Below are 23,393 nucleotides of genomic sequence, written 5' to 3' on the forward strand. Positions count from 1 at the left end.
TTTTCGGAATGCGGGAGCGGATCATCCTGCTCCTCCTGTTGGTCTCGCTGTCGGGAATGGCCGCCATCGGCTTCGCGACCTACAATTTCGCGCGCCAGCAGATCGTGGACAGCTGGCTGTCCCAGCTCCGCCGCATGGTCACCCAGCAGGAGCGCGAGATCCTTCAGGTCACCGGCCACTGGACCGACAGGGTGCAGGCGCTCACCGCCGCCGAGCCGCTGCCCGCCGCCGCCGCCGCGCTGTTCATGAACGGCTCGCAGGAGGCGCTGGAAACGCTGCATGCGAGGCTGGTGGAGGCGTTCGGGTCGGTTCGCCTGCTCGAGCGGCTCACGGTATGCGGCGTCTCGGGCGGCGAGATCGCGGCCGTCGGCGCTCCGCCGGCGCGCACCGGGCGCTGCCAGGGCCTGGGCGGCCGGTCGGCCGAGCGCCCGCCCGGCATCATCGACCTGTGGTTCGACCCGGTGGAGGCGCGGCTGCACGTGCTGGTGGCGGACGTGCTGCGCCACGAGGGGGCGCGGGTCGGAACGTTGCTGGCGGTGTTCGACGCCTCGGAGCTGCTCGCCACGGTCGCCGGGCATGAGGAACTGGGCCGCAGCGGCGAGCTGCTCATCGTCCGGCGCGACGCCGAGGGCCGGGTGGAGGTGCTCACGCCGCGTCGCTATCCCGTCGGCTTCGGCCCGGGCCGGGCGGCGGGGGAGGACCCCGCGGTGCTGGCGGCGCTGCAGGGGCACGACATCGCCGAGGAAAGCACCGCGATGAGCGACCGGGAGGGTGTGCCGGTGCTGGTCGCCACCGGCTATGTCCCCGCGCTGGGCTGGGGCGTGGTGGCGCGGATCGGGCGCGACGACGCGCTGCGCCCCGCGCGCGAGCTGCTCGAGACCATGGGCTTCATCTTCGCGGTGCTCTCCGTGGCGGTGCTGGTCGTGGGCGTGGTGCTGGCGCGGATGATCACCCGGCCGACACTGCACCTCGCCGATGTGGTCCGCCGGATCATGGAAGGCGACACCTCGCGCCGTGCCGAGATCCTCTCGGCCGACGAGATCGGCTATCTCGCGCGCAGCTTCAACACCGCGATGGACTTCCTCGACCGCAAGACCCGCACCCTGGAGGAGAGCGAGGGGCGCATGCGTGCCGTCTTCGACACGACGGTGGACGGTCTGGTGACCATCGACGCGCATGGCACGATCGAGGCCTTCAACCGCGGATGCGAGGAGATCTTCGGCTACAAGGCGCGCGAGGTGCTGGGCCGCAACGTGAAATGCCTGATGCCGGAGCCCTACACCAGCGCCCATGACGGCTATCTGGAAGCCTATTCCCGCACCGGCCGGCGCCAGATCATCGGCACGGGGCGGGAAGTGTCGGGCCGACGCAAGGACGGCTCGACCTTCCCGCTCGAACTGTCGGTGAGCGAGGTGATGCTCGACGACCGGCGCATCTACTGCGGCATCCTGCGTGACATCTCCGAGCGCAAGGAGGCGGAGCACCGGCTCGCCCTCACCCTGGAAGACCTGCGCATCTCCAATGCCGAGCTGGAGAAATTCGCCTATGCCGCCTCGCATGACCTCAAGTCGCCGCTGCGCGCGGTCGAGCGGCTTACCCGCTGGCTGGAAGAGGACCTTGAGCCGCATCTCGATCAGTGCAACCGCGATCGCATGGAAAAGCTTCGCGGGCGGGTGATGCGGATGGAGCAGTTCCTCGACGACCTGCTCGAGTATTCCCGGGCCGGGCGCGCGGGCACGCCGGGCGAGCCGCAGAACCTCGGACAGATGATCGAGGACCTGCGGCCGCTGGTCGACATGCCCGACGACATGTCGCTCAGCATCGACCCCCGCCTCTATCACATCCTGCTGCCGCGCATGCCGCTCGAGCAGGTGTTCACCAACTTGCTGTCCAACGCGGTGAAGCACCATGGCGCGCCCGGCGGCAGCATTTCCGTGGGAGTGCGCGAACTCCCCGACGGTTACGAGTTCGCCGTGCGCGACGACGGTCCGGGCATTCCCGCCCGCTTCCATGACAGGGTGTTCGAGATGTTCCAGACACTGAAACCGCGTGACGAACGCGAGGGCAGCGGCATGGGGCTGGCCTTCGTGAAGAAGATCGTGACGGCCCGGCGCGGACAGGTGCGCATCCTGTCCGGAGAGGGGGAGGGCGCCTGCATCGTCTTCACCTGGCCGGTGGCCATGCCGCTGAAGATGCTTGCAAGGGAGGCCTGAAGCAATGCTGGGCGAAACTGTGAACATCCTCCTGCTCGAGGACGACGAGATCGACGCCGAGGAGGTGACCCGGGCCTTGAGGCGCCGGCAGATCGAGCATCCGCTCCACGTGGCCCGCGACGGGCTGGAAGGACTGGCCTGGCTGCGCGGCGAGAACGGCCTGGGCCCGCTCGCCGCCCCGCATCTCATCCTGCTCGACATCAACATGCCACGCATGAACGGGATCGAGTTCCTCGAGGCCTTGCGTGCCGACGCCCGGCTGCGCCGTTCGGTGGTCTTCGTGCTCACCACCTCCAACAGCGAAGAGGACAAGCATCGCGCCTACGGGCTGAACGCGGCGGGATACCTGCTCAAGAGCAGCAGGACCGACATGCACGCAGGCTTCGAAACCCTGATCGACAGCTACCTGCGCGCGGTGGCCTTTCCCAGCTGACCAGAGAGCGCGGTCTGCCTGCCCCGCGCGCGCGGCGGCGCGGCACCCGGGCGGGCGGGAGCAGGGGCGGGTGGGGCTGAGCATGCCGCGTGGGCTCGTTGCGTGAACGGGCGCGCCTGCTCCGGAGCTGAGGGAGGATGCGATGCGTCGGGAGCCTGAGCGGGGCCCGCGACGCCGCGCAATGCCTTGCCGCCGGGCGGTGGGCCGGTGCCCCCGAGACGCTCGCAGCGCAACAGTTGGCCTGCGCCGGGACTGCTCCCGCAGGCGCGGTCGATGCGCCTTGTGTCGCGGTCCGGGCGCGGGCGGGATCGGCAGAACTCCCGTGCCTCCGCGAGCAGGGCGGGCCGCGGAGCGACATGCCTTGTTACCGGGCGCCTGCCCGGCAGGCCCGCGTTCCGGCCTCTGCGCCGCTCGGGGCGGGGGGATCTCAGGACGCGACGGCGAAGACCGGCTTGCGGGGGCGACCGAGCAGGTAGCCCTGCACCTGGTCGCAGCGCTCGGCCCGCAGGATGGCGAGCTGCCGGTCCGTTTCCACGCCTTCGGCCAGCACGCTGATGTTCAGGCTCCGCCCCAGTGCCAGCACCGCGCGGATGATCGCCATGGCCTGGGCGCTCGTCTCGATCTCGGTGATGAAGCTGCGGTCGAGCTTGATCTTGCTGAACGGGAAGGAGCGCAGCGTGTCGAGCGAGGAATATCCGGTACCGAAATCATCGAGCGCGACCGAAACGCCGATGGCCGAGAGCCCCTGGAGAAAATCGATGGCCTGGCGCCGGTCGGAGATGATCGCGGTCTCGGTGATCTCCAGTTCGAGGCGCGAGGGCGGCAGCCCGGTTTCGTCGAGCACCCGCTGCACCAGCGGCACCACGTCGGCATGCGCGATCTGCACCGGGGAGAGGTTGACCGCGATGCGGTGCGGCTCGTCCCAGCGGGCTGCCTCGGCGCAGGCGGTGCGCAGCACCCATTCGCCGATGCGCAGGATGGCGCCGCATTCCTCGGCCAGCGGAATGAACACCAGCGGAGAGATCTGGCCATGCTCCGGGTGGTTCCAGCGCAGGAGCGCCTCGAAGCCGGTGGTCTCGCCGGTCTGGACGGATTTCTGCACCTGGTAGACGAGCTCGAACTCGTCGCGTTCGACCGCCGACCAGATGTCCTGCAGCAGCGCCCTGCGGTCGCGCGCGGCCTCATCCCGGCGCGGCTCGTAGTAGCAGGTGGAGGCGCCGATGTCGGACTTGGCGCGCACCATCGCGAGATCGGCGTTGTTGAGCAGCAGTTCGCGGTCGCCCGCGTCGGCCGGATAGACCGCGATGCCGATGCTCGCCCCGATGCCGATCTCCTGGCCCTCGATTTCGAGCGCGCCGTGCAGCGCCTGTTCGAGCCGGGTGACGAAATCCTGCAGCTCCTCCTCGTCGCGGAAGGCGCGGGCGGCGGCGAACTCGTCTCCCCCGATGCGCCCCAGCGCCTCGTCCTCGCGCAGCGTGGCACCGAGCCGCGAGGCGACGAGGCGCAGCACATGGTCGCCCGCGACATGGCCGTGCAGGTCGTTGATGTCGGTAAAGCGGTCGAGGTCGATCGCGGCGACCGCCACACGGTCGCGTGCCGGGTCGCAGGAGGCGATGAGCGCGTCCAGCCCCTCGATGAAATGCGCGCGGTTGCTCAGCCGGGTGAGCATGTCGTGGCGGCTCATGAAGAGGATGCGCTCCTCCGAGCGCCGGCGCTCGGTGATGTCCTCGAAGGTGGTGACCCAGGTGCCGTCGGCCATCACGCGGTGGGAGATCGACAGGATCAGCCCGTCGCGCAGCTCCTCGACCACGCTGGTGCCCGGCGCGCTCGCGAGCAGGGTGCGGTGGCGCCGGAAGGCGGCCTCGGCCTCGGCGTCGGTGCACGGCCCCAGGGTGAGGCGGATCACGTCGCGCAGGCTGGATTCGGGCGGGAGCTGATCCTCGCTCACCCCGAAGATCTCGAGGAAGCGGACATTGTGCAGCGCCAGCCTGCCGTCCCGGTCGAACAGGCACAGGCCCTGCGACATGTTCGAGAGGGCGAGGTCGAGCCGGTGGCTCACGGCGGCGATGCGGTCCGCGTCGGCCTTCTGGCGCGAGATGTCGCGGGTGATCTGGGCAAAGCCCATCAGCGTGTCCGCCTCGAACAGCGGATCGATCACGAGATGGGCCCAGAAGCGGCTGCCGTCGCGGCGCACCTGCCAGCACTCCCGCTCGTACTTGCCCTCGCGCAACGCGAGGTCGAGGGCGCGCGCGGGCTCGCCGGCGGCGCGGTCTTCCTCGGTGTGGAACACGGAGAAATGGCGCCCGACGATCTCGGCCTCGGAATAGCCCTGGGCGCGCTGGGCGCCGGTGTTCCAGTTGCTCACGATGCCGTCGGTGTCGAGCATGCACAGCGCGTAGTCGGTCACGCCCTGCACGAGCAGGCGGAAGCGCTGCTCGGAGCGGCGGTTGCGCAGCTCGGCCTCGTACTGGGCCGTGCGGTCCCGTGTGACCTTGGCGAAGCCCAGATGCCGGCCGTTCTCGAAGATCGGGTCGATCAGCACGCTGGCCCAGAAGCGCGTGCCGTCCTTGCGCATGCGCCAGCCCTCGGTCTCGAACTTGCCGTCGCGCAGCGCGGTCTGCAGGGCGAGGCGGGGGGCGAAGTTCGCCCGGTCCTCGGGCGTGTAGAAGCACGAGAAATGGCGGCCGACGATCTCGTCCTCGGTATAGCCCTTCGCGCGCTCCGCGCCCGCGTTCCAGTTGGTGACATAGCCTTCCGGGTCGAGCATGAAGATGGCGTAATCGACCACGGCGTTGACCAGGAGCCGGTAGAGTGCGTCCGAGGACCGGTCTGGCGGAAGGCTCGAGTTCATGTCAGCACACTCCGAAGCGAAAACCCTGGGCGGGGCACCATGCCGCGCACCGCGCTGCCGCGGCGGCCCCAGGCGGGCATACACGGCCCGCGGCTGTTCAGACGCAACGGAAACTCGCGGGCGGCACGCCACGCCGGGCACGTGCCGACTTCCCTCGCGGCGGGGGGAACGGCCCCTCGCCGCCAGGCGGTGGTCACAGAAACGAACGCCGAATGCACGCCTTGCTGTCTTCCCTTGTTCCCCCGGGATGTCCGCCCGGCGCTGACCCGCCGACCGCACCGGGGACGCACCCGTCAACCCCGCTGGCGGTGGCTGTTGCGGCACGCAATCGCCGCAGGCTTCCGCACATCGTGTCTCCGGACAGGTTCCCGGCTCCGCCCAGAATGCGGGCGAAACATTCAACCGAAGGTTTACTCACTCCAGCTTCAGCATCTCAGAAGCGTCGCAATCCTACCAGCATTGTATTGAAAACGGGGAGGGTTTTTTAACCCTGGGGGTGTTTCATGGCGCAAAGGTGGCGGTATCGCCCCAGTGTGGCGCGCGGCCGCTGCACCTCAGAGTTGTGTTTCCGGGGTGCGGCGGGTGGCTCAGAGCGCTGAAAGCCGGCCGGCGGACATGTCGCGCTTGCGTCCGAAACCGGGCAGGCGGCGCACGGCGAAGCCTGCGGTCGCGAGGGCGCGGCGCACGTGGCCGGCGGCCGAGTATGTGGCGAAGCTGCCGCCGGGCCGGGTGTGGCGGGCCACCTGGGCCAGCAGCTCGGGGCTCCACAGTTCGGGGTTGCGCGCCGGGCTGAACCCGTCGAGGAACCAGGCGTCGGCGGCGCCGGGCCAGGCGCGCAGCGTGTTGCGCGCATCCCCCACCACGAGGGTGAGCCGGGCGCCGGAGAGTTCCATCACCCCGCCCTCCTCGCGCCAGCCGGCGATGAGCGCATCGGCGAGGGGGCCGAGCTCGCGCCAGCGCGACAGGGCGCGGCGCATGTCCTCGCGCGGCAGCGGCCAGGCCTCGAAACTGGTGAACTGCAGGGCCGAGCGGTGGCCCGCGCCCAGCCAGGCCGCCCAGGCGGCGAGGAAGTTCAGCCCGGTGCCGAAGCCCAGCTCGGCGATGCAGAACCCCGGGACAAAGCGCTCCGGCAGGTCGTTTCCGGCCAGGAACACGTGGCGCGTCTCGGCCAGCCCGTCCTCCATCGAGAAGTAGGGATCCCCGAAGCGGGTGGAGACCGGGGTGCCGTTGTCCAGCCAGTCGAGGGTCTTTTGCATCCGGTCCTTCCCTGCCATACCCGGGCGGGCGCCGGCCCGCCGCCCTCCGATTTCTGTCATGTTTCGGGGCGCTGCGCGAGGGGCTGGCCGGGAAAGGGGGCACGGATGGAAGACGTGGTGATCCTGGGGGCAGGGGTTTTCGGCCTCTGGACCGCCTTCGCGGCGCTGGGCCGTGGCCGCGACGTGCTGCTCGTCGACAGGGCGGGCCCGGGCGCGGGCGCGAGCGGCGGGGTGATCGGCGCGCTCGCCCCGCACGTGCCCGAGCGCTGGAACGCGAAGAAGCAGTTCCAGCTCGAGGCGCTGCTGGGCCTCGGGGCGGCGCTGGGCGAGGCCGAGGCCGCGGGCGGCGGCTCGGCCGGGTACGGGCGGATCGGGCGCTGGCAGCCGCTCGCCACGCCGGAGGCGCGCGCGCGGGCCGGGGCGCGGGCCGGCGCGGCGGCGGAGCGATGGGGTGGGGCGGCGGGGATGGAGATCCTGCCGCCCGACGCGGCCGCCGGCTGGCTGGACCCCGCCGCGGCGCCCGAAGGGATCGTGGCCGACACGCTCACCGCCCGGCTCGACCCCGCGGCCACCTGCGCCGTTCTGGCACGGGCGGTGGCGGCGCGCGGCGGGCGGCTGCGCCGCGCCGAGGCCGTGTCGCTCGGGCCGGAGGGGGTGCGGCTCACGGAGGGCCGCCTGCGGGCCCGGCAGGTGGTGGTGGCCGCCGGGGCGGAGAGCTTCGCGCTGATGGCGCCGCTGCTCGGCGCGCTCGCCGGCGCCGCGGAGAAGGGCCAGGCGCTGCTGCTCGACGCGCCGGCGCCGGCCCTGCCGCTGCTTTACGGCGACGGTACCTACGTGTTGCCGCACGCCACCGGCGGCATTGCCGTGGGGGCGACGAGCGAGCGGGCCTTCACCGATCCGCTCGGCACCGACGCGCAGCTCGACGCGGTGCTGGAGCGGGCGTGCCGGCTGTGCCCGGCCATCCGCGGCGCGCCGGTGCTGCGGCGCTGGGCGGGGCTGCGGCCGCGCGCGCTGGGGCGCGATCCGATGCTGGGCCCCTTGCCCGGGGCGGAGGGGGTTTTCGCGGCGACGGGGGGGTTCAAGATCAGCTTCGGTATCGGGCATGCGGCAGGGGCGGCGGTGGCCGCCCAGCTCGACGGCGAGGATCCGGGGCTGCCGCCGGGCTTTGCGCCGGAGGCGCATCTCTCAATCGAATAGCCGCCGGAGGCGCATCGCTCGAGGGGATAGCTGCCGGGGGCGCACCCCGGCCCCCCGAACGCGAGCGCGGTGGTGCATCTCCCTGCCGCCCGAAGCCCGGCCGAAGCAGCGCCACCCGCGTGACGGGAGGCGTGCAGCGGCCGCGTCTCGCCGGGCCGCGACGCCGGGAGGATTGGTGCGCGATGTCATGAATTCCCGCATCGCGCGGGAATCGACATCAAACGACAGATTATGCATAGTCCGGGGAAACCAGCGGCCCCTCGCGGGCCCGACAAGAGAGAGGGGATACCCATGCTGCGCACTTCCTTGCCCGTTGCCCTGGTCGCGGGGCTTGCCTTCGCCGCGCCGGCGCTGGCGGCGGATGAATTCATCACCGTCCAGTCGACCACCTCGACGCAGAATTCCGGGCTCTACGACTACCTGCTGCCGATCTACACCGGGAAGACCGGGGTGGAGGTGCGCGTGGTCGCCGTGGGCACCGGCCAGGCGATCAAGAACGCGATGAATTGCGATGGCGACGTGCTGTTCGTGCACGCGAAGCCCGCGGAGGAGAAATTCGTCGCCGACGGCTACGCCGCCCAGCGCACCGACGTGATGTACAACGATTTCGTCATCGTGGGCCCGGCGGCGGACCCGGCCGGGGTGAAGGGCTCGAACGACGTGGTGGCCTCGCTGGAGAAGATCGCGGGCGCCGAGGCGCCCTTCGCCTCGCGCGGCGATGACAGCGGCACCAACAAGGCCGAGCTCATCCTGTGGCAGGACGCCGGCATCGACCCCGCCGCCGCCTCGGGCAGCTGGTACCGCGAGACCGGCTCGGGCATGGGCGCCACGCTCAACACCGCCGTGGGCATGAACGCCTACAGCCTCACCGACCGCGCCACCTGGATCAGCTTCGAGAACAAGGGCGATTTCGAGGTGCTGGTGGAGGGCGACGAGAAGCTGTTCAACCAGTACGGCATCATGGCCGTGAGCCAGGACAAGTGCCCCGGCGTGAAGGCCGAGGCCGCGCAGCAGTTCGTCGACTGGGTGCTCTCGCCCGAGGGGCAGGAGACCATCGCCGGCTACAAGGTGAACGGCCAGGAGCTGTTCTTCCCGAACGCGCCGAAAAGCTGAGGCGCGCGGACGCCAGGGCCCCGGCCCCGCAGATCGCGACGGCCCGCCCCCATCCGGGGCGGGCCGTTTGCTTTTTCCGGGGCCGCCCCCATCCCGGGTGGGCCGTTTGCCTTCCGGGGGCCGCGCCGCCCGAGGCGGACCATCTCCTTTCAGTGGTGGCCCCGCGCCGGGAGCGGCCGTCGGCCGTTCGAGCGGGCCCCGCCGGTGGCAGGCCGACTGCCGTTCGGGTGATGCCCGCGGCCAGAGAGAGCCGTCCGCCGTTCGAGAGGGGCCCCAGCGGGGACGGGGCGTCTGCTGTCCGGGGGGCCGCCCGCGCACGCGGGCGGCGGCGCGTCAGTCGCGCCAGACCGGGTTGGTCCAGGCGCGGCGGCCGGCGGCGTCGATCACCGTCACCCGGGCCCAGGGGCTCGCCGCAACCCGGCCGAGCGGGATGCGCACCCGGGTCATCGAGGCGCCGTGGCGCGTGGCGGTGCCCGAGCCCTGGCCCTGCACCACGATCACCGAGGCGGGGGAGCAGGCCACCTCCATCTCGTCACCTTCCAGGCTCAGGTCGGTGATTTCGGGCCCGGTGCTGGCGTAGTAGGCGCCGGCTTTCAGGGCCGCGAGCAGGGCCTCGGGGGTGTTTTCCTCGGCCTTCACCATGGTCCAGCCGCCGAAATGGTCGGGCGCGTGGAAATGCGCGTCGTCGGTGGCCACAAGCCCGAGGCGCCGGCCCTCGGTGAGGAGCAGGTCGAGCGTGTGCAGCCCGTCGCCCCGGTCGCATTCCACCGCGCAGCCGTGGTTGTAGACCTCCACCGCGTGGGCGGCCTCGATGGAGCGGGCATCCGCCTCGGTGAGGCCCGACCAGTGCGGGTGCGCCACCGCCACGAAGGCCCCCGCCGCCCGGGCGCGGGCCGCGATCTCGGCGCCGCTTTCCTGGTCGGGCACGGGGGAGAAGGAGGGCGAGTTCGAGGGCGCGAAATCCGCCGGCAGGCCGACGGCGAGGATGTGCCACAGCTCGCCGTTCGCCATGGCGCCGGAGTGCAGCTCGGCGCCCGGGATGGTGGTGAACCGGTTGGTGCGGAAGCCTTCCGTGGGCGTGATCGGATAGCCGAAGGCGCCGACGAAATGGTCGGTGAGGCTGATGAAGTCATAGCCCTCCGCCGCGTAGCGCGCACAGACCTCGGCGGGCGGCAGGGCGCCGTCGGAGCGGTTCGAGTGGGTGTGCAGGTTGCCGCGCCAGAACCGGCCCGGGGCGGCGAAGGCGATGGGTCGCATGGGTGCTCCTCGCTGGAATTGCGCCCCATGGCGTGCCGCAAGCGGCGCCGGCGCGCAAGCCCGTGTCCGGCCCGCGCCGCATTTCCCGCCACCCGGGCGCGGCACTGCCCGATTTGCGGGCGGGTGCGGGCAAAGCGCCGCGCCTCGCTGCGGCGCTCTTGTGCAGCCGCGCGGGCTCTGCTTGAGTTTACGGACGCTCCTCGCTGCCGGGGGCGCCAAAAAAGACCGGGTCCGACAGGGAAGACCGACATGAAACAGATCCTCAGCCTCGCGGCCGCAGCCATGCTGGCCGCCGGCGGTGCGCTTGCCGATACCGCCGTGAGCTTTTCCAACGACTGGAAATGGGAGGGGCCGGCCGCGCCGCTGCTCCTCGCCCTCGACAAGGGCTATTACGCCGACGAGGGGCTGGACGTGACCATGGACACCGGCAACGGCTCGCTCGAGGCGATCCCGCGCGTGGCCTCGGGCACCTACCAGTTCGGCGCCTCCGACATCAATTCGCTGATCAAGTTCCGCGACCAGAACCCGGACATGAAGGTTACGGCGATCTTCATGATCTACAACAAGCCGCCCTTTGCCATCGTGGGGCGCAAGTCGCTCGGCGTGAGCGCGCCGAAGGACCTGGAGGGCAAGACCCTCGGAGCCCCGGCGCCCGACGGCGCCTATGCCCAGTGGAAGGCCTTCGTGAAGGCCAACGGCATCGACGCGGAGAAGGTGACCATCGAGAACGTCGGCTTCCCGGTGCGCGAGCCGATGCTGGCCCAGGGCAAGGTGGACGCGATCACCGGCTTCTCCTTCTCCTCCTTCATCAACCTCAAGGCCAACGGCGTGCCGGAGGAGGACATCTCCACCATCCTGATGGCCGATCACGGGCTCGACCTCTACGGCAACGTGATCCTGGTGAACCCCGATTTCGCGGCGGAGAACCCGGACGCGGTGAAGGCCTTCCTGCGCGCCACCGTGAAGGGCTTCCTCGAAACCCGGGCCGACCCCGAGGCGGCGGTGAAATACGTGATCGCGCACAACGACGTGGCGCGCGAGCCGGTGGAGCTGGAGCGGCTGCAGATGGCGCTGGCGCAGAACATCTTCACCGAAGAGGTGATGGCCAACGGGCTCGGCGGGGTCGACATGGCGCGGCTCGAGCGCTCGATCGACCAGATCGCCGACACCTACGACTTCACCGCCCGCCCCGCGGCGGAGGAGGTGTTTGACGCCTCCTTCCTGCCCGAGCCCGCCGAGCGCGCCGTTCCCTGATGGGTTTCGTCGAGATCGAGGACGTCTCGCTGCGCTACCGTGCGCAGGGCGCGGAGGAGGGCACGCTCGCGGTCGAGGGGCTGAACCTCTCGGTGGAGGAGGGCGCCTTCGTGGCGGTGGTGGGGCCGTCGGGCTGCGGGAAATCCTCGCTGATGCGGCTCGCCACGGGCCTGCATTTCCCCACCACCGGGCGGGTCTCGGTGGCGGGGGCGCCGGTGAAGGGGCCGGTCTCGGTGGCCGGCATGGCGTTCCAGAACCCGGTGATGCTGCCCTGGCGGCTCACGCGCGACAACGTGCTGCTGCCGCTCGAGGTGGTGCAGCCGCACCGGAGCCGGCTGCGGCGCAACCGCGCCGAGTACCGTGCCCGGGCCGAGGCGCTGCTCGCCACGGTGGGGCTGGCGGGGCAGGGGGGCAAGTATCCCTGGCAGCTCTCGGGCGGCATGCAGCAGCGCGCCTCGCTGTGCCGCGCGCTGATCCACGAGCCGCGGCTGGTGATGCTCGACGAGCCCTTCGGTGCGCTCGACGCCTTCACCCGCGAGGAACTGTGGTGCGTGATGCGCGACCTGCACGCCGAGAAGCGCTTCACCGCCATCCTGGTGACGCATGATCTGCGCGAGGCGGTGTTCCTCGCCGACCGGATCTTCGTGATGTCGGCGCGGCCGGGGCGGGTGATCGCGGTGCGCGACGTGCCCATGCCGCGGCCGCGCGACATCTCGGTGACCTACACGCCGGAGTTCTCGGAGATCGTGCACGAGCTGCGCGGGCATATCGCGGAGGCACGGGCATGAGGCGCGGCCCGACCGGGAAGGCGCCGGGGGCCGGGGGCGCGCGGGGCGAGGCCCCGGGTCAGGCCCGGGGCAGCGGGGTGCCCGGGCCGGAGGCGGGGGGAGGCCGCTCTGCCGGGTTCCGATCCCACAAGGGGGCCGTGCGCCAGGCCGCGCCGGAGGAGGCGCCGGCCCGGCCGGCACCGCTTGCCCCGCACAACCGCTCGCGCCGGCCGGCACCGCTCTGGGCGCATCGCGACGAGGGGGAGGAGCGCTGATGGCCGCGCGCATCGACTGGGTGAAGGCCGCCCCCTGGCTCTGCACCATCGGCCTCTTCCTGATCTGGGAGGCGGCGGTGCGCCTGCTGGGCGTGCCCTATTACATCCTGCCCGCGCCCACGGCGGTGGCCTACGCGGCGGGCGAATTTGCCGGCGGGCTCTGGCGCAACTCGCTGCAGACGCTCTGGACCACGGCGGCGGGCTTCGGTCTCGCCATCGTCTTCGGGCTGGGGCTCGGGCTCTTCATCGGCTGGGACCGGCGCATCTACGCCGGGCTCTACCCGCTGATGATCGGCTTCAACTCCATCCCCAAGGTGGCGGTGGTGCCCATCCTGGTGCTGTGGTTCGGCACCGGCTGGCTGCCGGCCGTGCTCACCGCCTTCCTGATCTCCTTCTTTCCCATCGTGGTGAATGTGGCCACGGGGCTTGCCACCATCGAGCCGGAAATGGAGGATGTGCTGCGTGCCCTCGGCGCGAAGAAGTTCGACATCATGACGAAAGTGGGCATTCCGCGCTCGCTGCCGTTCTTCTTCGGGTCGCTCAAGGTGGCGATCACGCTGGCCTTCATCGGCTCGGTTCTCTCCGAGACGGTTGCGGCCAACGCGGGGCTGGGGCACATGATGTTGACGGCGCAGGCGAATTTTGAAGTGCCCCTGGTCTTCGCCTGTCTCATCGCGCTCGCGGTGGAGGGTATCGGCATGTACGCGCTGATGGCCTGGCTCGAGAAACGCATGACCGGCTGGGCACAGAGATCCGGGTTCAATCGCTGATGTCCATTTCACAGGCATACGAAGATCATGACGGGCTCGGCCTTGCCGCGCTGGTCGCCGCGGGGCAGGTCACGCCCGACGAGCTGCTCGACGAGGCGCTGGCGCGGGCCGAGGCCCTCGACCCAGCCCTCACCTGCCTCACCCAGCTCAGGCCGGAGACCGCGCGCCGCCATATCGGCGACGGGCTGCCCGAGGGCAGCTTCGCCGGCGTGCCCTTCCTGCTCAAGGATCTCGGCGCCGAGGCGGTGGACTTTCCGGCCAACAACGGGTCGCGCCTGCTGGCCGACACGGTCTACCCGGGCGACAGCGAGCTCTACACCCGGCTGAAGGCCACCGGCCTCGTGACCTTCGGGCGCACCACCTCGCCCGAGGGCGGCGTGGGCCCGGTGACGGAGGCGGCCGTCTACGGCGGCCCCACGCGCAACCCCTGGAACCTCGACCACACCTCCGGCGGCTCCTCGGGCGGGGCGGCGGCGGCGGTGGCGGCGGGCATCGTGCCGATGGCGCATGGCTCGGACGGCGGTGGCTCGGTGCGCATCCCGGCCTCCTCCTGCGGGCTCTTCGGCTTCAAGGCCACCCGCGCGCGCCTGCCCGACGGGCCGTTTTCCGGCGAGGGCTGGGCCGGCATGGCGATCGACGGTTTCCTCACCCGCTCGGTGCGCGACACGGCGGCGCTGCTCGATGCCTGCTCGGGCCCCGACCTCGGCGCGCCCTACGTGGCGCCGCCGCTGAAGGGCACCTTCATGGACGCGCTCTCCCGCCCCTCCGGGCGGCTGCGCGTGGCGGTGTGCCCCACCTCGCTCACCGGCGAGCCGATCCACCCCGAATGCGCCACCGCGGTGGCCGACGCGGCCAAGCTGCTGGAAACCCTCGGCCACCACGTGGAGGAAGCCCGGCCCGAGGCGAGCACCCTGCGGATGATGAAGGCCTGGACGGTGATCGTGGGCTGCGGCACGGCGCTGTGGATCCGCGAGGCGCTGGCCAAGCGCGGCCGCACCCTGCGCGAGGACGACATCGAGCCGGTGGCGCGCGGCGCGCTGGCCTGGGCGGCCGGGCTCACCGGGCCGGACTATCTCGCCGCGGTGGAGGCCATCCACGACTACGGCCGCGAGATGGCGCAGTTCTTCACCACCTACGACGTGCTGCTCACCGCCACGCTGGCCGAGCCGCCGGCCGAGGTGGGCCGCTTCCGCCACCGCTCGGAAGACTTTGCCGAATATCGGAACGGGCCGCAGGGCGTGTTTCCCTATTCGCCCTTCACCGCAGCCTTCAACGCCACCGGCCAGCCCGCGGCCTCGCTGCCGCTGCACTGGAGCGAAAACGGCCTGCCGGTGGGGGTGCACCTTGCCGCGCCCTTCGGCGAGGACACCTTGCTGATGGCGCTCTGTGCCGAGATCGAGGCGGCGCGGCCCTGGTTTCACCGCCGGCCGCCCGCCGCCAACCGCTACCAGCCCTGAGAGGAGGCCAGGGCACGCCCCCGGGAGCGGGGCGCTCGCACAGGAAGACCATGCCCCGGGCGGCTCCCGCGCCCGGGACGGGAACGAGGGTGACACATGCAGGCTCCAGCGCCGACCGACACGACTTCCCCGCTGCCGGCCATCGAGGCCCGCCGGGTGACGAAGATCTTCGGAGAGGGAGACGACGCGTTCCAGGCGCTCGACGCCGTTTCGCTCAGCATCCGGGAAAACGAGTTCTTCACGCTGCTGGGCCCCTCGGGCTGCGGCAAGACCACGCTGCTGCGGCTCATCGCCGGGTTCGAGCAGCCCTCGGCCGGGCATATCCTGCTGGAGGGGAAGAACATCTCCAACCTGCCGCCCTACAAGCGGCCGGTGAACACGGTCTTCCAGTCCTACGCGCTGTTCCCGCATCTGACCGTGGCGCAGAACATCGCCTTCGGCCTGCAGCGGCTGGGCAAGCCGAAGGCCGAAGTGGCCGACACGGTGGAGCGCATGCTGCGGCTGGTGAAGATGGAGCACCTGAAGGACCGGCGCACCTCCAACATCTCCGGCGGCCAGCAGCAGCGCGTGGCGCTCGCGCGCGCGCTGGCGCCCCGGCCGAGGGTGCTGCTGCTCGACGAGCCGCTCTCCGCGCTCGACCTCAAGCTGCGCAAGGAGATGCAGATCGAGCTCAAGCGCCTGCAGGGCGAGACCGGCATCACCTTCATCTTCGTCACCCATGACCAGGAGGAGGCGCTCACCATGTCCGACCGCATCGCGGTGATGTCGGAGGGCAAGGTGCTGCAGGTGGGCGGCCCGCGCGAGATCTACGACCGCCCGGCCGACCGGTTCGTCGCGAGCTTCATCGGCGACACCAACTTCCTGCCCGCGCAGGTGATCTCCACCGCCGGGCCGCGCGCCCGGCTCGCGGTCTGCGGGGTGGAGATCTCCGCCGCGCTGCCCGAGGGGGTGGAAGGCCCGGCGCTGACCATGGCGCTGCGCCCCGAGCAGCTCCGCCTCGAGGCGGCGGGGGCGGCGGGTGCCTTGCAGGGCGTGCTGAAGGACACGGTCTATTTCGGCACCGACACGCATTTCCACATCACGCTCACCGACGGCACGCCGCTCATCGCCCGGGTGCAGAACGCCCGCACCGCCGAGCATGCCTTCCGCGTGGGCGAGCCGATCGGCGCCCGCCCTCAGGCCGATGCCCTCCAGGCGCTGCACGACTGATGGCGCGCCCCTCTCTCCGCACCCGCTCGCCAGAGGAGCAGGCCGCGCGCAGCGCCCGCATCCGCGCGAGCTGGCTGCTCTCCACGCCCGCGCTCATCCTGCTCACCTTCGCGGCCTTCGGCCCGCTGCTGATCGTGCTCGCCTATTCCTTCGTGGCGCCGGGGGAATATTCCGGCGTGGTGTGGGAGCTCTCGGGCCAGGGCTGGTTCGAGGTGCTCTTCACCCGCGACATCTTCGATGACACGGTGAGCCTCGCGCAGGCGCATCTGTCGATCTTCTGGCGCTCGGCCTCGCTGTCGCTGCTCACCACGCTCATCACGCTGATCTTCGGCTTTCCCACCGCCTATTTCATCGCCACCCGGCCGGAGCGCCAGCGCCCGCTGTGGCTGTTCCTCATCACCATCCCGTTCTGGACCAACCTGCTGATCCGCACCTTCGCCATCATGGAGGTGATCCGCAACGAGGGCATCGTGAACACGGTGCTGCTCAACCTCGGGATCATCGACCAGCCGCTGCAGATGCTCTACACCTACGGCTCGGTGCTGCTGGGCATGGCCTACGTATACCTGCCGCTGATGGTGCTGCCGATCTACGCCTCGATGGAGCGCTTCGACTTCCGGCTGGTGGAGGCGGGATACGACCTCTACGCCTCGCGGCTCGACATCCTGCGCCTCATCGTGCTGCCCATCGTGAAACCGGGCATCGTGGCGGGCTCGATCCTCGTCTTCGTGCCCTCGCTGGGCGCCTACGTGACGCCGCGCGTGCTGGGCGGCGGCAACAACATGATGCTGGGCAACCTCATCGAGCTGCAGTTCGGCCAGGGGCGGAACTGGCCGCTGGGGGCGGCGCTCTCCATCACGCTGCTCATCATCGTCGCCTGCGCCCTCGTCTTCTACGTGCGCGCCGCCAACCGGGAGGACCCGCATGGCTGACCGCACCTTCGAAGTCCGCCGCCTGCCGGGCATGGCGGCCATCGCCATCACCTGTTTCGTCATCCTCTACGCGCCGATCGTGACGCTGGTGGTCTACTCGTTCAACGCCGGCTCCTCGGTGGCGCTGTGGGAGGGGCTGTCGCTGCGCTGGTACGCGGTGGCCTGGGACAACGTGGCGGTGCAGGAGGCGGCGATCCGCTCGCTGGTGGTGGCGGCCAGTGCGGCGGCCATCGCCACCGTGCTCGCCACGCTCGCAGCACTCGGCACCACGCGCACCGGGCCCTTCCCGGGGCGGATGACCATCTACACGCTCATCAACCAGCCGCTCATGGTGCCCGAGATCGTCACCGCCGTGGCGCTGCTGATCTTCTTTGCCATGATCAAGGTGGCCACCGGCTACACCGGGCTTGCCTACCTGATCGCGGCGCATGCCGCCTTCTGCGTGCCCTTCGCCTACCTGCCCATCCGGGCGCGGCTGGAGGGCATGGACCTGAGCCTGGAGCGCGCGGCGGCCGACCTCTACGCCACGCCCTTCGCCACCTTCCGCCACATCACCCTGCCGCTGATGGCGCCGGGCATCGTGGCGGGGGCGATGCTCGCCTTCGTGATCTCGCTCGATGACGTGGTCATCACCGAGTTCGTGAAATCGGCGGGGCAGGACACGCTGCCCACCTACATGCTGGGCCAGCTCCGCCGCGCCATCTCCCCGGAGGTGAACGCCATCTCCACCGCGCTGCTGGCGCTCACGGTGCTGCTGCTCACGGCGTTCTTCTTCCTCAACCGCAAACGCAACTGAACACGGGTAACCAACAGGGAGTTTCGAGATGAAAACCACCACCCGCGCCACGCTGCTCACGGCCACGCTGCTGGCCAGTGCCGGCATCGCCCATGCCGAGGGCGAGCTGCAGATCTACAACTGGGGCAACTACACCAGCCCCGAGCTGATCGAGAAGTTCGAGAAGGAATACGACATCGACGTCACGGTGACGGATTACGATTCCAACACCACCGCGCTGACCAAGATCGAGGCCGGCGGCCACGGGTTCGACATCGTGGTGCCCTCGGCCAACTACGTGCCGATCTTCGTGGAGAAGGGCCTGCTGATGGAGGCCCGGCCCGACGAGATGGAGAACTTCAAGAACGTCGCGCCCGAGTGGGTGGACGTGCCCTGGGACCCCGGCCGCCACTACACCGTGCCCTGGCAGTGGGGCACCACCGGCGTCTCGGTGAACACCTCCGTCTACGACGGCGACGTGAACACCTCCGCCATCTTCCTCGACCCGCCGGAGGAGCTGGTGGGCAAGGTGAACGTGGTGCCCGAGATGAACGACGTGATGGCGCTGGCCATCATGTATGCCGGCGGCGAGCCCTGCACCGAGGACAGGGAACTGCTCAGGAAGGTGCGCGACACCCTGGTGGAAGCGAAGCCCAAGTGGATGTCGATGGACTACGGCATGACCGACAAGATGTCGGCCAACGACGTGGCGGCCAGCGTGAACTGGAACGGCTCCTCCTTCCGCATCCGCCTCAACAACCCCGACGTGGTCTACGGCTACCCGAAGGAAGGCTACCCGGTGTGGATGGACTCGGTCGCCATCCTCTCCGACGCGCAGAACGTCGAGAACGCTAAGCTGTTCATGAACTTCATCATGGAGCCCGAGAACGCCGCGATGATCTCGGCCTTCGCGCGCTACGCCAACGGCATCACCGGCTCGCAGGAATTCCTGCCCGATGACATGAAGGACGCGCCGGAGGTGAACGTGCCCGAGGAGTTCAGGGAAGCCGGCACCTTCCTGCCGACCTGCCCCTCCGACGCGCAGAAGCTCTACACCGCGATCTGGACCGACCTGCAGAAGTAAGCCCCCCGCGGGCCGCCGCCCGCCGCGCGGCGGCCCGCGTTTCGTACCGTGCCCGCGAGCGGGCACGGCCCGCTCTCTCCGCCCGCCGTGCCTTCGGCGCCCGCGCCCTTGGCGGCGCCCGCGCCGAGCACTAGATCGACAGGGCTGCCTCCTCGCGGGGCGGGACGAAATGGAGAGAGAGATGAAGGTTCTATACACCACGCGCGCAACGGCCACCGGTGGTCGGACCGGCCAGGCGACCTCCGAGGACGGTGCCCTGGACGTGACGCTGGCGATGCCGAAGGAACTGGGCGGCGACGGTGCAGCCGGAACCAACCCCGAGCAGCTCTTCGCCGCCGGCTACGCGGCCTGTTTCCTCAGCGCGCTGAAGAACGTGGCCTCGAAGGCCAAGGTCAAGCTGCCCGACACCGCCGCCGTGACGGCGAGCGTGAGCGTGGGCCCGCGCGACGACGAGCAGGGCTTCGGCCTGGAAGTCACCCTGGGCGTCGACATCCCGGGCATGAACAAGGACCAGGCCGAGGACCTGGTGGAGGAGGCGCATGCCGTGTGCCCCTACAGCTACGCCCTGCTGAACGACACGCAGGTGCGCCTCAACGTGCTCTGACCCCCCCTTCGCCCGGCAGCGGCAGTGCCGCCGGCCCCTCCCGCACCGCTTCCGGCGCCCGCGCGCCCGGCGCGGCGCGGCTGGGGCGGGGCGCGGGCTTGCCCCTGCCGGGCCGATGGGCCAGTGTGTCGCCCGACGCGAACCCGCCCCGCCTTGCCCCGGCTTCCGCCCCGGCCGGCGCGGCCCGTGAGCGCCCCCGAGATCCAGACGCAGACCCGACCGATACGGAGACCACCGCATGCCCCCAAACCCCCTTTTCGACCTCACGGGCAAGCGTGCCCTCGTCACCGGATCGAGCCAGGGGATCGGCCTGGCGCTGGCACACGGGCTGGCGGGCGCGGGCGCGACCCCGATCCTCAACGGCCGTGACACCGCGAAGCTCGCCGCCGCCGCCGAGGGCCTTCCCGGCGCGCTCACCCTCGCGTTCGACGTGACCGACCATGCCGCCGTGCGCGCCGCGGTGGACGGGTTCGAGGCCGAAACCGGCCCGATCGACATCCTGGTGAACAACGCCGGCATCCAGATCCGCGGCCCGCTGGAGGAGTTCTCCGCCGCCAATTTCGAACGCATCCTCGCCGCCAACATCTCCTCGGTGTTCAACGCGGGCCAGGCCTGCGCGCGCCACATGATCGGCCGCGGCGCCGGCAAGATCATCAACATCGCCTCGGTGCAGACCGCCCTCGCGCGGCCCGGCATCGCGCCCTACACCGCCACCAAGGGCGCGGTGGGCAATCTCACCAAGGGCATGGCGACCGACTGGGCCCGCCACGGGCTGCAGATCAACGCCATCGCCCCGGGCTACTTCGCCACGCCGCTCAACAAGGCGCTGGTCGAGGACCCCGAGTTCACCGCCTGGCTCGCGAAGCGCACCCCGGCGGGGCGCTGGGGCGAGGTGGAGGAGCTGCAGGCCGCCTGCGTGTTCCTCGCCGGGCCCGGCGCGTCCTTCGTGAACGGCCACACGCTCTTTGTCGACGGAGGGATCAGTGTCTCACTTTGAACCGAAACGCCTGGTGATCGTGATGGGCGTGTCCGGCTGCGGCAAGTCCACGGCGGGCGAGAACCTGGCCGAGCATCTCGGCGGCGTGTTCCTCGACGGCGACGACTTCCACCCGGAGGCGAATGTCGAGAAGATGGCGCATGGCATCCCGCTCACCGACGAGGACCGCTGGCCCTGGCTCGACATCCTGGGGGGCGAGATGGCCAGCCGCGAGGGCCCGGTCATCGTGGCCTGCTCGGCGCTGCGCCGGGTCTACCGCGACCGGCTGCGCGATGCGGCGGGCGAGCCGGTGTGCTTCGTGCATCTCACCGCCTCCAAGGAGGTGATCTTCTCGCGCGTCGGCCACCGCAAGGGGCATTACATGCCGGCCTCGCTGGTCGAGAGCCAGTTCGCCACCCTCGAGACGCCGCAGGCCGACGAGAACGTGGTGACCATCGACACCGAGCCGCCGAAGGACGAGGTGCGCGCCACGCTGCTCGCCGCCTTCCCGAAGCCGGCCTCCTGAAGACCCCGCCGAAGATCCCGCGCGGGGCCTCTCGGGGCTCCGCGCGGCCCGGGCCGCGCCCGGTGGCGGCTCATCCGCCCGGTCGCGGCTCCGCCTCTCCCGCCGATGCCGCCTGCGGCGGCCCTGCGTCTGGCGGGGGCACGGGCAGGGCCTTCCAGCAGGCGAGGCCGAAGAGCCAGAGCCCGACGGGCACCAGCACGAAGCTCGCCGGCCCCACCGGCACCTGCGGCCAGGCCCAGTGCGCGAGGCCCAGCATCGCGTCGCGCTCGCCCACCAGCAGCAGCGCCACCACGTTGTTGACGAAATGGATGCCCATCGCCGCCGAGAGCCGTCCGGTGCGCGCGGTGATGAGGGCGAGCACCAGCCCCAGCCCCGCGGCCCAGAACACCACGAGCGCGCCCTCCATGAGCCCGCCGAACGGGTTGAAATGCAGCACCCCGAACAGGACCGAGGGCAGCACCGCCCAGGCGAGCGGGCTGCGGAAGTGCGCCGCCATCTGCTGCAGCAGGTAGCCGCGGAAGACCATCTCCTCGGCCGCGGTCTGCACGAAGAGCAGCGGCACGGCGAGGGCGATGAGCGCGAGCGGCGCGCCGGGAACGGGTTCGGGCGGTCCGGCGCTGGCGAGCACCATGAGCGCGCCGGCCAGCGCGAAACCCGCCGCCAGCCCCAGGCCGCGCAGGTAGTCCGGCCAGAGCGGGCCGCGCCCCAGCAGGCTGGTGACCGGACGGCGGTGGAACAGGCGCAGCGTGAGCCAGAGCAGCGGCCAGGTGAACAGGTAGCCGGCGAGGATGAAGATCTGCGCCAGCGGCGGCAGCGTGCCCTCGGGGGGCGCCTCCATGCCGATGGCGCGGGCCGCCAGAACGCCGGTGCCGGCGCTGACCGCCATCAGCCCGGCGCCGAGCAGGCAGGTGCCCGCGATGCTGCGCCAGAGCGCGCGTCGGGGCAGGGCGGGGCGGATGAGCCCGGGCAGGCCGGGAAAGGAGCGGGGGCGGGGCCCCGGGGCGTCGGGCATCGGCTGGTCCGGAAAGCGGGCGGCGCGGCGGCGGCGCCCGGGGGGGTGGCGGGAAGGCCGGGCCATCCGCGCCGCCGGGACGGGATGCGGCTGCCCTGGCGCGGCGGCGGGAGGCGGCTGGCTGCCCCCCCGCGCGGCAGTTTCCCGTGCGCGGCCGGGCCAGTCAAGTTGCCGTCAACCGGGGTGCCTGGGCGCTTGTGCTCGGCCGCCCGCTCGCATAGACCTGCCCCGACCGGTGCCGCCCGCGCAGTTCCCGCGCTGCGGTGCACGGGCGGAACATCCGGGCCGCGGTCGTGGCCCGGGCAGGCGGCGGGCGTCACGGGCGCCCCGCGCCCTGCCTGGCCGCAGGCGGCCCGCTTTCCCGCCCGCGGCACACCCCCGGACCCGGCCGCCTGCGACGAACCTGACCCGATCGGGAGGACATTGATGATTGGCCGTACTCTGGCTCCGGGCATTCTGCTTGCCGCAACGCTCGCCGCCTGCACGCCGCCCGCCGTTTCGGTGGACACGGGCATGCAGGTCCGCCGTGCCACGCGCGACGAGGTGCTGGTGAGCGCCGAGGGGCGCTCGGTGAGCCTGGTGCCGCCGGAGGGATACTGCGTGATGCGCGACTCGGTTCAGACCGCGGAGCAGGTGGTGTTCACCCTCATGGGCGAATGCGCCACCCCGGCCGCCGCGGCCATCGACGCCGACGACCTGCCGCCGGGCGGCCTGCTCACCGCGTCCGTATCCTATGCGCCGCTGTTCCGCGCGCAGGAGCCGCATGGTGCCTCGCTCGATGCGCTGGAGGAGTTCCTCGGCTCCGACCGGGGGCTGGCGCTGGTCGGGCGCGGGGGCGAGACGGAGCGGCTGCAGATCCTCGAATCCTACCGCGAGAACGATGCGCTGCTGCTGCTCGTCGAGGACAGCGGCGCGCAGGTGATCCCGATCTCGGCGCCGCGCTTCTGGCGGGCCTTCCTCGAGCTCAACGACCGGATGGTGAGCGTCTCGGTGAGCACGTTCCGCGACCGGCCGTCGGATGACCGGCAGATGCTCTCGCTGCTGCGCCGCTTCATCGCCGGTCTGCGCGAGGCGAACCGGCCGGCGCTGGTCGAGGCGGGCATCGCCGCCGCGGCGAGCCCGACCGAGACCACCGTGCAACCCGCGCCGGCCGCCCCGGCCGGGCCCACCGACCGCTGAACCGGCAGCCGCGGGGGGACGCGCGCCGCGCCGGGGGGGCCTTGCGGCCCCCGCAGCTTGGCGCGCGTGGCGAAGACCCTGGCGGGCCTTCGCCCGCGTGGCACCCGGCGAAAAGACCCTCGCCGCCGCGCCTGTGCGGCGGTCGGCAAAGCGGGGTGCAGCTCAGCCCTTCCGCCCGGGCGGCCAGCCCGGGCCGCGCCCGACCCTCCCCCCGGGAGGGCGCGATGGCGATGTCATCTCCCGCACGGCCGTC

20 protein-coding genes are annotated in these 23,393 nt (G+C 71.3%); 16 read left to right on the forward strand and 4 right to left on the reverse strand.

Annotated elements, in window-relative coordinates; translation table 11 throughout:
• The first annotated feature begins 8 nt into the window (after window positions 1-8).
• Window positions 9-2,213 carry a PAS domain S-box protein gene (locus D3P35_RS16155; RefSeq protein ID WP_157982175.1) on the forward strand — a complete coding sequence of 735 codons (2,205 nt, stop codon included), beginning with the start codon at window positions 9-11 and terminating at the stop codon, window positions 2,211-2,213.
• Window positions 2,214-2,217: 4 nt separating this feature from the next.
• Window positions 2,218-2,646: a response regulator gene (locus D3P35_RS16160; RefSeq protein ID WP_198670652.1), complete on the forward strand. Its 429-nt coding sequence runs from the start codon at window positions 2,218-2,220 to the stop codon at window positions 2,644-2,646.
• Between the two features lie 427 nt (window positions 2,647-3,073).
• Here D3P35_RS16160 and D3P35_RS16165 read toward each other — a convergent pair whose 3' ends face one another.
• Together D3P35_RS16165 and mnmD are read right to left on the reverse strand one after the other, a co-directional pair.
• A complete protein-coding gene (locus tag D3P35_RS16165; RefSeq protein WP_118135781.1) occupies window positions 3,074-5,497 on the reverse strand; it encodes an EAL domain-containing protein in 2,424 nt (807 codons plus the stop codon).
• A 587-nt stretch (window positions 5,498-6,084) separates the two neighbouring features.
• Window positions 6,085-6,753, reverse strand: coding sequence for a tRNA (5-methylaminomethyl-2-thiouridine)(34)-methyltransferase MnmD (mnmD, locus tag D3P35_RS16170; protein WP_157982176.1), 669 nt, complete (start codon window positions 6,751-6,753; stop codon window positions 6,085-6,087).
• A gap of 105 nt (window positions 6,754-6,858) precedes the next feature.
• Here mnmD and D3P35_RS16175 point away from each other — a divergent pair, with 105 nt between their 5' ends.
• Both D3P35_RS16175 and D3P35_RS16180 read left to right on the forward strand, forming a co-directional pair.
• Complete coding sequence (locus tag D3P35_RS16175) at window positions 6,859-7,950, forward strand: FAD-binding oxidoreductase (RefSeq protein WP_118135783.1); 1,092 nt, start codon at window positions 6,859-6,861, stop codon at window positions 7,948-7,950.
• 291 nt (window positions 7,951-8,241) lie between these two features.
• On the forward strand, window positions 8,242-9,063 hold the full coding sequence (locus D3P35_RS16180) for a substrate-binding domain-containing protein (RefSeq protein WP_118135784.1): 822 nt from the start codon (window positions 8,242-8,244) through the stop codon (window positions 9,061-9,063).
• A 333-nt stretch (window positions 9,064-9,396) separates the two neighbouring features.
• Here the strand turns inward: D3P35_RS16180 and D3P35_RS16185 are convergent, their stop codons facing one another.
• Window positions 9,397-10,320, reverse strand: coding sequence for a PHP domain-containing protein (locus D3P35_RS16185; protein WP_118135785.1), 924 nt, complete (start codon window positions 10,318-10,320; stop codon window positions 9,397-9,399).
• Between the two features lie 249 nt (window positions 10,321-10,569).
• Here D3P35_RS16185 and D3P35_RS16190 point away from each other — a divergent pair, with 249 nt between their 5' ends.
• The 11 genes from D3P35_RS16190 to D3P35_RS16240 all read left to right on the forward strand — a co-directional run bounded on the left by D3P35_RS16190 (window position 10,570) and on the right by D3P35_RS16240 (window position 20,949).
• Window positions 10,570-11,574, forward strand: a complete 1,005-nt coding sequence (locus D3P35_RS16190) for an ABC transporter substrate-binding protein (protein WP_118135786.1) — start codon at window positions 10,570-10,572, stop codon at window positions 11,572-11,574.
• Window positions 11,574-12,362 (forward strand): ABC transporter ATP-binding protein, encoded by a 789-nt coding sequence (locus D3P35_RS16195; protein WP_118135787.1) that lies wholly within the window; start codon window positions 11,574-11,576, stop codon window positions 12,360-12,362. The genes D3P35_RS16190 and D3P35_RS16195 overlap by 1 nt, the downstream gene beginning before the upstream one ends.
• A 253-nt stretch (window positions 12,363-12,615) precedes the next feature.
• Window positions 12,616-13,386, forward strand: coding sequence for an ABC transporter permease (locus tag D3P35_RS16200; protein WP_118135788.1), 771 nt, complete (start codon window positions 12,616-12,618; stop codon window positions 13,384-13,386).
• Window positions 13,386-14,843, forward strand: a complete 1,458-nt coding sequence (locus tag D3P35_RS16205; RefSeq protein WP_118135789.1) for an amidase — start codon at window positions 13,386-13,388, stop codon at window positions 14,841-14,843. The genes D3P35_RS16200 and D3P35_RS16205 overlap by 1 nt, the downstream gene beginning before the upstream one ends.
• Window positions 14,844-14,939: 96 nt before the next feature.
• Window positions 14,940-16,052, forward strand: coding sequence for an ABC transporter ATP-binding protein (locus tag D3P35_RS16210; RefSeq protein WP_118135790.1), 1,113 nt, complete (start codon window positions 14,940-14,942; stop codon window positions 16,050-16,052).
• The gene (locus D3P35_RS16215; protein ID WP_118135791.1) at window positions 16,052-16,984 is read left to right on the forward strand and encodes an ABC transporter permease; all 933 of its coding nucleotides are present in this window, start codon (window positions 16,052-16,054) and stop codon (window positions 16,982-16,984) included. Before D3P35_RS16210 ends, D3P35_RS16215 begins: the two co-directional genes overlap by 1 nt.
• A complete protein-coding gene (locus D3P35_RS16220; protein ID WP_118135792.1) occupies window positions 16,977-17,780 on the forward strand; it encodes an ABC transporter permease in 804 nt (267 codons plus the stop codon). The genes D3P35_RS16215 and D3P35_RS16220 overlap by 8 nt, the downstream gene beginning before the upstream one ends.
• A gap of 28 nt (window positions 17,781-17,808) precedes the next feature.
• Complete coding sequence (locus D3P35_RS16225) at window positions 17,809-18,843, forward strand: extracellular solute-binding protein (protein ID WP_118135793.1); 1,035 nt, start codon at window positions 17,809-17,811, stop codon at window positions 18,841-18,843.
• Window positions 18,844-19,024: 181 nt separating this feature from the next.
• On the forward strand, window positions 19,025-19,447 hold the full coding sequence (locus D3P35_RS16230) for an organic hydroperoxide resistance protein (RefSeq protein ID WP_118135794.1): 423 nt from the start codon (window positions 19,025-19,027) through the stop codon (window positions 19,445-19,447).
• A 238-nt stretch (window positions 19,448-19,685) separates the two neighbouring features.
• On the forward strand, window positions 19,686-20,444 hold the full coding sequence (locus tag D3P35_RS16235) for an SDR family oxidoreductase (protein ID WP_118135795.1): 759 nt from the start codon (window positions 19,686-19,688) through the stop codon (window positions 20,442-20,444).
• On the forward strand, window positions 20,431-20,949 hold the full coding sequence (locus D3P35_RS16240; RefSeq protein WP_232830522.1) for a gluconokinase: 519 nt from the start codon (window positions 20,431-20,433) through the stop codon (window positions 20,947-20,949). The genes D3P35_RS16235 and D3P35_RS16240 overlap by 14 nt, the downstream gene beginning before the upstream one ends.
• 70 nt (window positions 20,950-21,019) lie before the next feature.
• Here the strand turns inward: D3P35_RS16240 and D3P35_RS16245 are convergent, their stop codons facing one another.
• Window positions 21,020-21,961 carry a CPBP family intramembrane glutamic endopeptidase gene (locus D3P35_RS16245; RefSeq protein ID WP_198670654.1) on the reverse strand — a complete coding sequence of 314 codons (942 nt, stop codon included), beginning with the start codon at window positions 21,959-21,961 and terminating at the stop codon, window positions 21,020-21,022.
• 513 nt (window positions 21,962-22,474) lie between these two features.
• Here D3P35_RS16245 and D3P35_RS16250 point away from each other — a divergent pair.
• Entirely contained in the window at window positions 22,475-23,140 is a 666-nt protein-coding gene (locus D3P35_RS16250; protein ID WP_118135797.1) for a hypothetical protein, read from the forward strand.
• Window positions 23,141-23,393: the final 253 nt, after the last annotated feature.

Origin of the sequence: Oceanicella sp. SM1341 (genome assembly GCF_003448965.1) — a bacterium.
Lineage (GTDB): Bacteria > Pseudomonadota > Alphaproteobacteria > Rhodobacterales > Rhodobacteraceae > Paroceanicella.